11 protein-coding genes and 2 pseudogenes are annotated in these 11,680 nt (G+C 74.0%); 6 read left to right on the forward strand and 7 right to left on the reverse strand.

The genetic code is table 11. The features are described from left to right. Window positions 1–254: pseudogene (locus tag GTQ99_RS12840) on the forward strand (methyl-accepting chemotaxis protein); the annotation flags it as partial. Window positions 255–383: 129 nt separating this feature from the next. Here the strand turns inward: GTQ99_RS12840 and GTQ99_RS27550 are convergent. Then, window positions 384–533: pseudogene (locus tag GTQ99_RS27550) on the reverse strand (glyoxalase); the annotation flags it as partial. Between GTQ99_RS27550 and GTQ99_RS26910 the strand changes: the two are divergent. Further along, a complete protein-coding gene (locus GTQ99_RS26910; RefSeq protein ID WP_205707390.1) occupies window positions 531–1,403 on the forward strand; it encodes a phosphotransferase in 873 nt (290 codons plus the stop codon). The pseudogene GTQ99_RS27550 and the gene GTQ99_RS26910 overlap by 3 nt on opposite strands. Window positions 1,404–1,458: 55 nt before the next feature. Here the strand turns inward: GTQ99_RS26910 and GTQ99_RS12855 are convergent, their stop codons facing one another. Continuing rightward, the gene (locus tag GTQ99_RS12855; protein ID WP_166616130.1) at window positions 1,459–2,169 is read right to left on the reverse strand and encodes a bleomycin resistance protein; all 711 of its coding nucleotides are present in this window, start codon (window positions 2,167–2,169) and stop codon (window positions 1,459–1,461) included. 46 nt (window positions 2,170–2,215) lie between these two features. Between GTQ99_RS12855 and GTQ99_RS12860 the strand changes: the two genes are divergently transcribed. Beyond that, window positions 2,216–2,830 (forward strand): helix-turn-helix transcriptional regulator, encoded by a 615-nt coding sequence (locus tag GTQ99_RS12860; protein WP_166616131.1) that lies wholly within the window; start codon window positions 2,216–2,218, stop codon window positions 2,828–2,830. 22 nt (window positions 2,831–2,852) lie between these two features. Here the strand turns inward: GTQ99_RS12860 and GTQ99_RS12865 are convergent, their stop codons facing one another. After that, a complete protein-coding gene (locus tag GTQ99_RS12865; RefSeq protein WP_166616132.1) occupies window positions 2,853–3,467 on the reverse strand; it encodes a methyltransferase domain-containing protein in 615 nt (204 codons plus the stop codon). Between the two features lie 248 nt (window positions 3,468–3,715). On the opposite strand from GTQ99_RS12865, the gene GTQ99_RS12870 reads away from it, so the two are divergent. After that, window positions 3,716–5,893: a glutamine synthetase III family protein gene (locus GTQ99_RS12870; protein WP_166616133.1), complete on the forward strand. Its 2,178-nt coding sequence runs from the start codon at window positions 3,716–3,718 to the stop codon at window positions 5,891–5,893. Between the two features lie 121 nt (window positions 5,894–6,014). On the opposite strand, the gene argS is transcribed toward GTQ99_RS12870, so the two are convergent. The 4 genes from argS to GTQ99_RS12890 form a co-directional block, all read right to left on the reverse strand. Next, a complete protein-coding gene (gene argS / locus GTQ99_RS12875; protein ID WP_166616134.1) occupies window positions 6,015–7,739 on the reverse strand; it encodes an arginine--tRNA ligase in 1,725 nt (574 codons plus the stop codon). 83 nt (window positions 7,740–7,822) lie between these two features. Beyond that, the gene (locus tag GTQ99_RS12880; protein WP_166616135.1) at window positions 7,823–8,005 is read right to left on the reverse strand and encodes a hypothetical protein; all 183 of its coding nucleotides are present in this window, start codon (window positions 8,003–8,005) and stop codon (window positions 7,823–7,825) included. Continuing rightward, window positions 8,002–8,970 carry a hypothetical protein gene (locus GTQ99_RS12885; RefSeq protein WP_166616136.1) on the reverse strand — a complete coding sequence of 323 codons (969 nt, stop codon included), beginning with the start codon at window positions 8,968–8,970 and terminating at the stop codon, window positions 8,002–8,004. The genes GTQ99_RS12880 and GTQ99_RS12885 overlap by 4 nt, the downstream gene beginning before the upstream one ends. Continuing rightward, window positions 8,967–9,458 carry a PHP domain-containing protein gene (locus tag GTQ99_RS12890; protein WP_166616137.1) on the reverse strand — a complete coding sequence of 164 codons (492 nt, stop codon included), beginning with the start codon at window positions 9,456–9,458 and terminating at the stop codon, window positions 8,967–8,969. The genes GTQ99_RS12885 and GTQ99_RS12890 overlap by 4 nt, the downstream gene beginning before the upstream one ends. Window positions 9,459–9,852: 394 nt before the next feature. Here GTQ99_RS12890 and GTQ99_RS12895 point away from each other — a divergent pair, with 394 nt between their 5' ends. Both GTQ99_RS12895 and GTQ99_RS12900 read left to right on the forward strand, forming a co-directional pair. Next, window positions 9,853–10,470: a CGNR zinc finger domain-containing protein gene (locus GTQ99_RS12895; protein WP_166616138.1), complete on the forward strand. Its 618-nt coding sequence runs from the start codon at window positions 9,853–9,855 to the stop codon at window positions 10,468–10,470. A gap of 416 nt (window positions 10,471–10,886) precedes the next feature. Beyond that, on the forward strand, window positions 10,887–11,680 hold a 794-nt coding region (locus GTQ99_RS12900), incomplete at its 3' end, for an alpha-L-rhamnosidase N-terminal domain-containing protein (RefSeq protein ID WP_205707392.1).

The raw sequence follows: 11,680 nt of genomic DNA on the forward strand, positions 1-11,680 counted from the left end.
GCATCGACGGCTTGCAGGCCACCATCGCGGCGGCGGTGGAGGAGCAGAGCGCGACCACCAGTGAGATGGTGCGCAACGTCACCGAGGTCTCCACCGGCTCCCAGGAGATCGCCTCCAACATCTCCGGCATCGCCGCTTCGGCGGATCAGACGACGGCGGGGGCCAGCCACACCGCTTCGACGGCGGGGGAGGTCTCGCGCACGGCGGTGCAGTTGAACGAGCTGGTGGCCTCCTTCACCCTGCCCCGCACCTGAGAGCCCGCACCTGAGAGCCCGGCCGGTGATCTTCCACGGTGCACCGTGGAAGATCACCGGCCGTCGTGCGTCAGGACCGGTGCGCCTGCGCAGCCGCGCGGGAACACCGGCCCTGACGGCCGCCTCGCGCGGGGTCTCGGCCTGCTGCATCGGTGCCGTGGACACCTCGGGACCCTGCTGCGCGGCCACCGGATCCATCCACATCACCTGCCGGCCGTGGCCGTCGAGCTCGAAGGAGCTGCGCGAGGAGACGCTGAAGCAGTACAGCGCCAGCCCGTGACGTCACCGGTCCGCGGGGCTACGTTCACCGTCATGGAGGAGCGGGTTCCCGAGGAGCGGATGGCGGGCGGCCGCAACGACGGCGCCACCCGCGTCGGGCAGACGGTGCGCAGGCGCACCGGGGAGCACACCGCGGGCGTCCACGCCCTGCTGCGCCACCTGCACGCCGTCGGCTTCACCCGGGCACCCGAGGTGCTGGGGATCGACGAGCAGGGTCGGGAGGTGCTCACCCACCTCGAGGGTCAGACCGTCGGGGACAGCCGGCCCTGGCCCAGCTGGGCGCACGGCGAGGCGGCACTGGTGGCCGCCGGGCGGTGGATGCGCGACTTCCACCACGCCTCGCGCTCCTTCACCCCGCCCGCGGACGCCCACTGGTTCGGCGACCACGACGAGCTGCGGGAGGGGGAGGTCGTCGGCCACCACGACGCCGCCCCCTACAACGCCGTGTGGCGCCCGGCGCCCACCGCCTCCGACCCCGACGCCGGTGAACTCGTCGGCTTCATCGACTGGGACCTGGCCGGGCCAGCGGCACCGCTGCGCGACCTGGCGTTCCTGGCGCTGACGTGGGTACCGCTGACGGCCCACGACACCGCCCTCGCCGACGGCTTCCCCGCCGGCGCCGACCGCGCCCGCCGGCTGCGCCTGCTGCTGCAGGCCTACGGCTGGCGGGGCAGCACGGCGGCGGTGCTGCAGGCCGTGCGCGAGCGCGCGCTGCAGCACGCGCACGGGCTGCGGCAAGCGGCCGCCGACGGGTACGGCCCCGCGGTGGAGCTGGTCGCCGAGGGAGTGGCCGACGACTTCGAGCGCGCCGTGGGCGTCCTCGACGCCGAGACGGCTTCCCTGCTCGCTGCGGAGGGTGGACCGCGGTAGGGGCGGCGAGCGGCTCGCCCGTGGGCGGGTGGACGTCGAGCAGCCCGCCAGGGGCTCACCCCGGCGAACCCGACAGGTCCGCCAGCCGCGCCAGGTCGTCGCGGACCGACGCCCGCTCCCCCTCGGTGAGCGGAACCGCTGCGGCCCTCTCCAGCGCGGACACCGCCGCCTCCTCGTCGCCGAGCCGCCCGGCCACGTCGCCGCGCAGGACGAGCAGGCGCACGAGCTGCACGGGCGTCGGGTGCTCGTCCGGCAGCCCGAGCACCCGGTCGACGATCTTCGCCGCGCCCACCAGGTCCTCCTTGGAGTCGGCGAAGAGCGTGGCGTGGTGCAGGGCCCGCGCGAAGGTCTCCTCGGGGGCGGGCCGGTGGTGCTGGTCCTCGCTGGTGGGCTGCCCGATCCGGACGCAGTTGCCACCGGGATCGCTCATCAGGAACTGCCGCACCCCGTAGGACATGTCCCTCAGCGGCCCGATCCGCGGCAGGCCCCGGCCGGGCACCTTCCCGTACGCGGCCTTGAGCCCGGCCCGGAACGCCTCGTGCAGCCCGTCCACGTCATCGGTGACGACGTAGCACGTGCTGTACGACTGGCTGGGCTCGTACTCCTTCATCCCGAAGAACTGCAGCTGGATGCCGCCGCGCTCGACGACCGCGAACGGGTTGGGGCTCTTCTGCACGAACGTCACCTCGAACCCGAGGGCGGTGTAGAAGTCGAGGACGGGCTGGATGCTCCGGCACGGGAGCAGGGGGATCGTCCGCTCAGCCATGCCGGTACTCTACTCAAAGTTGAAGAGAAGGGAAGGGGTCTGCTGCGTGTCCGCCGTCCGTCTCCTCGTCCTCGGTGCCGTCCGCCGGCACGGCCGCGCGCACGGCTACCAGGTGCTCAACGACCTGGAGTCCTGGGGCGCGCACGAGTGGTCGACCGCGAAACCCGGCTCGATCTACCACGCGCTCAAGCAGCTGGCCAAGCAGGGCCTGCTGCTGGCCCACGAGATCGCCCCGTCCACGGCGGGCGGCCCCCCGCGCACCGAGTACGAGATCACGCGACGGGGTGCCGAGGAGTTCCTCTCCCTGCTGCGCGAGGCGCTCGTCTCCCACGACCAGAGGATGGACGTCCTCTCCTCCGGCGTCGGCTTCATCGTCCACCTGCCGCGGCGGGAGGCGGTGGCGCTGCTGGAGGAGCGCCTGCAGCGGCTCCAGCAGTGGCGCGGGAGCGTCACCGACCACTACGCCCCCGAGGACGGGCCGGGCCAGCTCGGCCACGTCGGCGAGATCATGCACCTGTGGGTGCACTCGGCGGACGCGGGCGCGCAGTGGACCCGGGGCCTGATCGAGCGCATCGAGGACGGCGCGTACACCTTCGAGGGCGAGGAGGAACCGTCCGTCGGCGTCCCGGCGGAGGATGAGGACCACTCCCGCCACGCGTGAGCGTCGCCCGCACCGGGATCGATCAGCGGTGCCGTCGCAGCGCCCGGGCGGCGAGGACCGCGTGGGGACGTCGCTCGCCCTCCTGCGGCCGCTGGGAACGCTCGACCTCCACGAACCCCGCCGAGGCCAGCCGGTCCGCCAGCTCGTCCACCGGCCACCGGTACGCCGTGGTGACCCGGTGCTCGAACGGCTCGCGCACCGGCCCCTCGAAGAAGCCGACGACCAGCGCCCCACCGGGGGCCAGGAGCCGGCGGATGCCGATCAGCGCACCGTCCAGCTGCCCGGGCCGGAGGTGGATGAGGGAGTACCACGTCAGCACCCCGCTCACCGGCTCCTCCGGGCGGGCCAGGTCGGTCAGGGACCCCACCTCGAAGGGCACGTCCGGGTACGTCCGGCGCGCGTGGGCGATGAACTCCGGCACCAGGTCGATGCCCGTCACCCGGCACCCCGAGGAGTGCAGGAACCCGCTCAGGTGCCCGGGCCCGCACCCCAGGTCCAGGACCGGGCCGCTCAGGTGCCCCAGGTGCCGCTCGATCAGCTGCAGGTCGTCGGGGTGCACGGTGTCCAGCGAGCCCAGCAGGTCGATGTACCGCTGCGCGAGCGATGAGTAGGCCTGCTGCACCTCGAGCGAGCTCACCGGGCGCACCCTACCCACGACCCCACCCGAGCGCCGTGGAGCACCACCTCCACCGCCGGCGGACGAGCGGTGCCGCCGGCTCCGCCCGCCGCAGGCGGCAGCAGACCCGGGCGAGGCCTCCGGGCGGGACGCGGCACGCAGTCGTCACACGTTCGTAACGCACCGCGTCATCGCGGTGCCTAGCGTGCGGCTCAACGAGCGTGGGCGCCCGGTCCGCGCCGACGTCACCGGAATGTCTGGAGCCAGTCATGAGCGGCAGCGCAGCACGCCTGCAAGCGATCGACGCCGTCATCGCCTACGAGGCTCCCAGCCCCACCTTCGCGCCCGCCGAAGCGCCCGGTGAGATCTTCGGGCGCAACGTCTTCACCAAGGCGGTCATGCAGAAGCGGCTGCCGAAGGCGGTCTTCACGTCGGTGGTGGCCACCATCGAGCAGCAGATGCCGCTGGACCCGGCCGTCGCCGACGCCGTCGCGTCCGCGATGAAGGACTGGGCGCTGGAGAAGGGGGCCACGCACTACGCGCACGTCTTCTACCCGCTGACGCACTCCACCGCCGAGAAGCACGACAGCTTCTTCGAGCCCGACGGCGAGGGCGGCTCGATCGCCGAGTTCGCGGGCAAGACGCTGGTGCAGGGCGAGCCGGACGCCTCCAGCTTCCCCAACGGCGGGCTGCGCTCGACGTTCGAGGCGCGCGGCTACACCGGCTGGGACGTCACCAGCCCGGCCTACGTGCTGGAGAACACCAACGGCACCACGCTGTGCATCCCGACGGTCTTCGTCTCCATGACCGGCGAGGCGCTGGACCACAAGACTCCGCTGCTGCGCTCGCAGCAGGCCATGGCCACCCAGGCCGCGCGCGTGCTGAAGCTGTTCGGCCACGACGACCCGGGGACGATCGTCTCCTACGCCGGTCCGGAGCAGGAGTACTTCCTCATCGACCGGCACTTCTTCCTCTCGCGCCCGGACCTGCTCAACGCCGGGCGCACGCTGTTCGGCGCCAAGCCGCCGAAGGGCCAGGAGTTCGACGACCACTACTTCGGCGCGATCCCCGACCGGGTGCTGGCGTTCATGCTGCACGCCGAGCGGGAGCTGTTCAAGGTCGGCATCCCCGCCAAGACCCGGCACAACGAGGTCGCTCCGGGGCAGTTCGAGATCGCGCCGATGTTCGAGCGCTCCAACCTCGCCGCCGACCACCAGCAGCTGCTCATGGTCACCATGAAGCGCGTCGCGCGCGAGCACGGGATGGAGCTGCTCTTCCACGAGAAGCCGTTCGAGGGCGTCAACGGCTCGGGCAAGCACGTCAACTTTTCCTTCGGCTCCTCCACGGTGGGCAACCTGCTGCTGCCCGGGGACACCCCGCACGAGAACGCGCAGTTCCTCGTCTTCTGCGCGGCGATCATCCGGGCGGTGCACAAGTACGGCGGGCTGCTGCGCGCCTCGGTCGCCTCGGCCACCAACGACCACCGCCTGGGCGCCAACGAGGCTCCGCCGGCGATCATCTCGATCTTCCTCGGCGACCAGCTGGCGGACGTGTTCGAGCAGGTCGCCAAGGGGGGTGCCACCTCCTCCAAGGAGAAGGGCACCATGACGATCGGCGTGGACACCCTGCCGGTGCTGCCCACCGACCCGGGCGACCGCAACCGCACCAGCCCCTTCGCCTTCACGGGCAACCGCTTCGAGTTCCGCGCGCCCGGCTCGATGCAGTCGATCGCCTCGCCGGTGTACACGATCAACACGATCGTCACCGAGGCGCTGGACTTCATCGCCACCGAGCTCGAGGAGCGCGTCGCCGGCGGCGAGGACTTCAACCACGCCGTGCAGAAGGTCCTGGAACGGATCATCACCGATCACGGCGCGGCCGTCTTCAACGGCGACGGGTACTCCGAGCAGTGGCAGATGCAGGCGCAGGCGCGGGGGCTGAAGAACCTGCGCACGACGATGGACGCCCTGCCGGAGCTGATCACCCCCGAGGCGATCGAGCTGTTCGGCAGGTACGGGGTGTTCTCCGAGCGGGAGATGCACTCGCGCTACGAGATCGCCGTGGAGCAGTACGAGCTGAGCATCGCGGTGGAGGCCAAGCTGACGGTGGAGATCGCGGGCACCAGCGTGCTGCCCGCCGCGATCCGCTACCAGACCCAGCTCGCCCAGAACCTCGCCGCCCTCAAGGCCGCCGGGGTGGAGGCCGACCCCTCCCTGCTGCAGGCGGTGTCGACCCCGACCGCGGCGCTGCGCACGGCGCTGACGGCCCTGAAGGCGGCCACCTCCGACGAGAGCCACGCCGCCGGCGTCGACGCGGCGCTGCACGCCCGGGACGTGCTGCTGCCGGCGATGGCCGCGGTCCGCGAGGCCGCCGACGAGCTGGAGACCCTCGTCGCCGACGACCTGTGGCCGCTGGCGACCTACCAGGAGATGCTCTTCATCCGCTGAGCACCCCGGCCCAGCACCTCGCACGCCGGACCTCCGGCTCGCCGCGGCAGGTGGCACACCGGCACCTCCCTCGGCACGAGCCGGGGGTCCCGCTCGCGGGAAGGGCCCCCGAGCCGTCGCCCTACATGCGCTCCAGCGCCCGGATCCCCAGCAGTTCCAGCCCCACCGCGAGCACCCGTTGCGCAGCGCGGCACAGCGCCAGGCGGGACGCGCGCACCTCGGCCTCGGCGCTGAGCACCGGGCACGCCTCGTAGAACGAGGACAGCGCCGTCGCTACCTGGTGCAGGTGCGCGCACAGCCGGTGGGGCTGCAACGTCTCGGCGACGGCCGCCACGGCTCCGGGGAACCCCGTGACGGCGAAGGCCAGCCGTCGTTCGGCCGGCTCCCGCAGCAAGGTCACGACGTCGCCGGAACCACCGGCGCGGGCCAGCAGGGACACCGACCGGGCGTGGGCGTACTGCAGGTAGGGACCGGTGTTGCCGTCCATCGCGACCATCCGGTCCAGGGCGAAGACGTAGTCCCGGCCGAGGCCGTTGACGAGGTCGCCGTAGCGGACGGCGCCGACACCGACCGCCCGGGCGGTCTCCTCCCGAGCCGCCCCCTGCAGCGTGGAGCCGCGGTCGTCGAGCAGGGCCGTCGCCCGCTCCTGCGCGGCGTCGAGCAGCGACACCAGCGGGACCGTGGCCCCCGTCCTGGTCTTGAACGGCTTCCCGTCCTCCCCCAGGACCGTCCCGAAGGCCACGTGGTCGGTGGCGACCCGCTCGGGCAGCCAGCCCGCCGCCCGGGCGAGGGCGAACACCTGCTCGAAGTGCAGCGACTGCCGGACGTCCACGACGTACACCAGCCGGTCGGCCCGCAACTCCTCGACCCGGTACCTCAGGGCGGCGAGGTCGGTCGCGTCGTAGCCGAAGCCTCCGTCGGCCTTGCGGACCAGCAACGGCAGCGGTGAGCCGTCCCGGGTGGTGAAGCCCGGCAGGAACGCGCACAGGGCGCCGGCGGACTCGGTCAGCAGACCCGCGGCCAGCAGGTCGTCCACCACCCGGGGGAGGTCGGCGTTGTAGCGGCTCTCCCCGGCGACGTCGTGCTCGTCGAGCTCGACGCCCAACCGGACGTACACCTCGTCGAACGCCGTCAGGGACGTCGCGACCAGTCGCCGCCAGACCGCCAGCGTCCCCCGATCGCCGCCCTGCAGCAGGACCACCCGCGCCCGGGCCCGGACGGCGAAGCCCGCGTCCGCCTCGAAGCGCGTCCGCGCGCTCCGGTACGCCGCGTCGAGCCCGGCGAGGTCGAGGTCCGCTCCATCGTGCCCCTCCTCGAGGAGGTCCTCGATGAGCATGCCGAACTGGGTCCCCCAGTCCCCCAGGTGGTTCTGCCGCACGACGTCGTGGCCGACGAAGGCCAGCACCCGCGCCAGCACGTCGCCGAGGACGGTGGAGCGCAGGTGCCCGACGTGCATCTGCTTGGCGACGTTGGGGGACGAGAAGTCGACGACCACCCGCTGCGGTTCGCCCCGCGGAACGCACAGCGCGGCGTCCCGCAGGATCTCGTTCACCCGCCGGGCGAGGAAGTCCGGGCGCAGCGTGAAGTTGATGAAACCCGCGCCCTGGACCGCCGGCGGCAGGCACACGTCCTCGACGTCGAGGCGCTCCACCAGGCGTTCGGCGATCCGGCGCGGCGAGTCCGCGACCGGTCCGGCCAGCCGCAGCGGCAGGCTCGTCTGGTAGTGCCCGAACTCCGGACGGGTGGCGGACCTGACCTGCAGGTCGCGTGCCGCGTGTCCGGGTCCCAGGACGGTGGCGACAGCTGACCGCAACCGGTCGGTGAGCAGCGTTTCGACGAAGTCCACGGCGAGGATCCCTCGGGAGGAGGTGGGTGTGCGCCCGAGCGGGCAGGGAGGAGCGGGCCGCGAGCGGCGGCGACGAGCGCGGGTCAGAGACCGAGGCGTCGTCGCCCGGCGCGTCGGCGCGACGCGGCGAGCGCGTCACGACGGTCAGCACGGGTCGACGACATGCCGCCAGTGTGCCACGGCACGCGCCCGGCGTCCCGGACGCTCATCGGCAGCTCGGCCGCGTCGTCGACCGCGACGAGCGGTGCTGCGGCGCGTCCGCTCACGGTGCGAGGGGACGCAGCAGGCTGCTCAGGCGCACGACGCCCGCCCCGAACCGCTCGTCGAGGCGACGCTGGTCGCCCTCGCGGGCCAGCACGGCCGTGGCGGTGACCTGCCCGCCCAGCGGGTCCAGCTGCAGGTCCACCAGCACCAGCCCCGCGGCGGAGCCGTCACCCTGCTCGAGCGCGTCGCGCGCCGCGGTCAGCTCCGCCTCGGAACGCGCGGCGGCGCTGACGCACAACGCGCCACCCCACACCGCCCGCACCGCCGCCTCCATCTCGGCCAGGTCGCCGGCGGTGGAGACGTTGAGGACGTAGCGCGACGGGTCGTCCGCCGCTCCGGCCGCGACCTCCGCCGCGGGCACCGCGGACCGGTCGATCCACAGCAGCCCGTAGCCCCGGACGGCCTGAGCCTGCACCGACGCGGCCTGCAGCGCGTCCTCGGTGGCTCGCGCGGCGTCCAGCGCCCGCCACCCGCCCGCCGGCTCGGGGCAGGGGCTGGCGAAGGACGGCTCCGGCGCGCGCGCCTGCGCCTCCAGGTCGGCGGGGTCCGCGCGACGGGCCGGTGCCGTCAGCCGGATCGCCTCGCCCTGCGGGGTGCCGGTGAGGACGAAGGAGCCGTAGCGGCTCCGCAGCACCGACTCGTAGGAGTCGGCGGGCATCGAGGAGAAGTCGAAGCCGATCAGGTCCGGTCCTGCGCACTGCGGGGGCAGGGAGGTGGCGATCCCGCCGGCGCACAGCTGCGGGCCGTGGCCGGCGTCCTGCAGGACGAAGCCGGTGGTCCGGAAGGGCCCCGGGTGCCCGTCGGGAACCAGGTCGGCTCGTGCGAGGTCGGCCTGCTCCACCGCGCGCGGGGCGCCGTCGGGTGGAGCGGCGGGGTCCGGGGCTCCGGGCGCCGTGCTCCGCTGCCCGCACGCGCTCACCAGCAGCAGGGCCAGCAGCCCGAGCGGGGCGGTGAGGCGCGAGGTCATGACGCTTCGACGCAGCTGCGCGGCGGCTCGTTCCCGCCGGCCCCACGAGCCGGACGTCGCCGCGGTCCCGACCGCGGGGCGAAACCCGCCGAGGCGGCCAGCGCAGCGGCCTCAGCCAGCCCACGTCCGACGAGGTCCGGCTCGTGGGCGTCGCTGCCGAAGGTGACCTGGCGGCCCCCTTCCTGGACCCACCAGCCCAGGACCACCGGGTCCACGGGCAGGCGCGTGTTGACCTCCAGCGCCCGCTCGGCCTGCACCCGGACCCTCAACGCGTGGCGCAGCTCCTCCTCGACGTCGCTGAGCACGAACGGCTCGGCTTCCTGCGGCCAGGACCGGAGCGGGTGGTCGATGTGCGCGAGCGCGGTGAACGCCTGCGAGCCGGCCACCGTGCGAGGGATCTCGGCGAGGTGGCCGCGGAAGGGGGTGAGGTCGACGTGCTCGGTGAGGACCACCGCGGGGAGCCCCACGTCGACGGCCCGCGCGCGCACCCGTCCCCGGTGCGACCCGCGTGCCCTCGCTAGGGCACGGCTTCCGCCCACCACGCCGAGAACGGCCACGACCGCGCCGCCTCCCCTCCCGCGGCGCAGGCAGCGCGACCTCGACGGCGACGTCGCCGACGGTCGAGGAGGGCGCCCAGCAGCGCCACACCGAGCGGCGTCGCCGGCCGCCGCCCCAGCTCGCACATCCAGCACTCCGGCGGGCACGGGAGCACCGCACCCCCCGGGGACCGCTTCGGCGTCGATCGCACCGGAACTCCCCTCCTTGACACCGGCCATCGAAGTTGACCGGTGTCAGCCTCGCGTCGTGGACTGACACCTGTCAATCGTCTACGGTGGTGTCATCGCACGGGGCGGCAGAACACGCGGCACACGGGAGGACCACGTGACAGGTGACGGCACCCCACCGGCGGCCCGGCTGGTCCGGGACTTCGTGAACACCCGCGAACCCCAGACCGGCACCGAAGCGCTGCAGCACCCCGAGGACCTGCGGCGCTGGCTCGACGCCCACCTGCCCGGCACCCGTGCAGCCGCGCTCGGGAACGGCGACCTGGTGCTGGCACGAGGACTGCGAGAAGGCCTGCGGGCCGTCCTGCTCGCGCACGCCGGCCACGACGCGCCGGCCACCGCGCTCAGCGACCTCGACGCCGCGCTGGCCCGCGTCCCGGTGCGCGTGCACGTGGGCCCCGAGGGCACGCGGCTGCTGCCCGGCGACGACAGCCCCCTGGCGCTGGCCCTGGCGCCACTGGTCGACGCCGTGCGCGCCTGCGGCCACGACGGCTGCTGGCAGCGCCTGAAGGCGTGCAGCCGCGAGACCTGCCGCTGGGCCTACTACGACGGCTCGCGCAACCAGAGCCGACGCTGGTGCTCGATGGCCGGCTGCGGGAACTACGTCAAGATGCGCCGGCGCAACGCCGGCCCGACGGACCAGGGCCCGGCGCGCCCGAGCCCTGGCGCCGGCGACTCCCCCACCCGCGCCGGGCACCCCGAGACGTCCACCTGACGCGCGCACCCGCGCAGCGCCGTCCACCCCGCCGGTGCAGGTCGCGGCGCCGCGACCCCTGCGCTCGCAGGTGTCGGCGACGACCTCGGAGGAGCCGGCCGGTGGGGTGGGAGCGCTCCGGCAGCGGGGCGAGGCGCAGCCGCGAACCCTTGCCAGGCGCGACGCGGACGGGCTAGCGTCCCGTCCACATCGCTGGTGAAACGTTCAAATCCCTGCTTCGTGACTCGATGAGGAGCACTCGTGGGACGACACCTCCTGCGCGTGTCGGGCCTGCACCCCCGCGCCGCCGCAGGGCCGCCGCAGGACCCGGGGGCGTCGAGAACCGCGTCGTCGTGACGACGCCCCCGCGCACCCCGGTCGCCGACCTCCGGCCGCCGGCCCCACCGCCACGCACCGTCCTCTGCACAGGAGCAGCCGTGAGCACCTCCGCCACCACCGCAGCGACCGCTGCCCAGCCCACCCCGCCCACCGTCGCCCCGGCCGCTGCGGTCGGGAGACCGGCGAACGCGGCCGGTGCCGCCTCGAGCGCGGCGTGGAGCACGGCTCCGCTGCGCTGGGCCGGGCAGTGGATCGCCCCCGAAGCACCGGCGCCGACGGGGCTGCTCATCGGCGGCGCCCACGGCGCGAACCCGCCACCGTTCTCGCGGTCGATGTTCCGGCGCACCTTCGAGCTGACGCGGGTGCCCGCGCAGGCGCCCGCGCGCCTGAGCGCGGACGCGCGCTACGTGCTGTGGGTCAACGGCGTCGAGGTCGGGCGTGGACCGGCCCGTTCCCAGCCGGCCCGCCAGCGCTACGACAGCTACGACCTGGCTGCGCACCTGCGCGCGGGCACCAACGTCGTCGCCGTGCTGGTGACCTACTACGGCAAGGCCACCTCCTTCTGGCAGCCGGCCGCGGAGGGAGCCAGCACCGATGCGCGCCTGGTCCTCGAAGCGGACCTGGACGGCGAGCAGCTGACCTCCGACGACAGCTGGCGCACCTTGCGCTGCAGCGCCTACTCGCTGCCCACCGCCGCCGGCGGCCCGATGGAGGGGGTGCCGGTGGAGGTCTGCGACGCGCGCCGGCTGCCCGAGGGCTGGCGCGAGGTCGGGTTCGACGACGCCTCCTGGGCGCCGGCCGCGATCGTGGCGACCTCCCACATCGGGGGCCTGGCGCAGACCCGCCCGCCGGCCCACCCCTTCGGCGCCCAGGAGGCGTCGTCGAACCCGAC

It is taken from the genome of Kineococcus vitellinus (assembly GCF_009906315.1).
Classification (GTDB): domain Bacteria; phylum Actinomycetota; class Actinomycetes; order Actinomycetales; family Kineococcaceae; genus Kineococcus; species Kineococcus vitellinus.

Excerpts from the sequence above, each read along its gene's own strand:
- GTQ99_RS12855 (WP_166616130.1), bottom strand. The coding sequence starts at position 2,169 with ATGGCTGAGCGGACGATCCCCCTGCTCCCGTGCCGGAGCATCCAGCCC.
- GTQ99_RS12870 (WP_166616133.1), top strand. The coding sequence starts at position 3,716 with ATGAGCGGCAGCGCAGCACGCCTGCAAGCGATCGACGCCGTCATCGCC.
- GTQ99_RS12885 (WP_166616136.1), bottom strand. The coding sequence starts at position 8,970 with ATGACCTCGCGCCTCACCGCCCCGCTCGGGCTGCTGGCCCTGCTGCTG.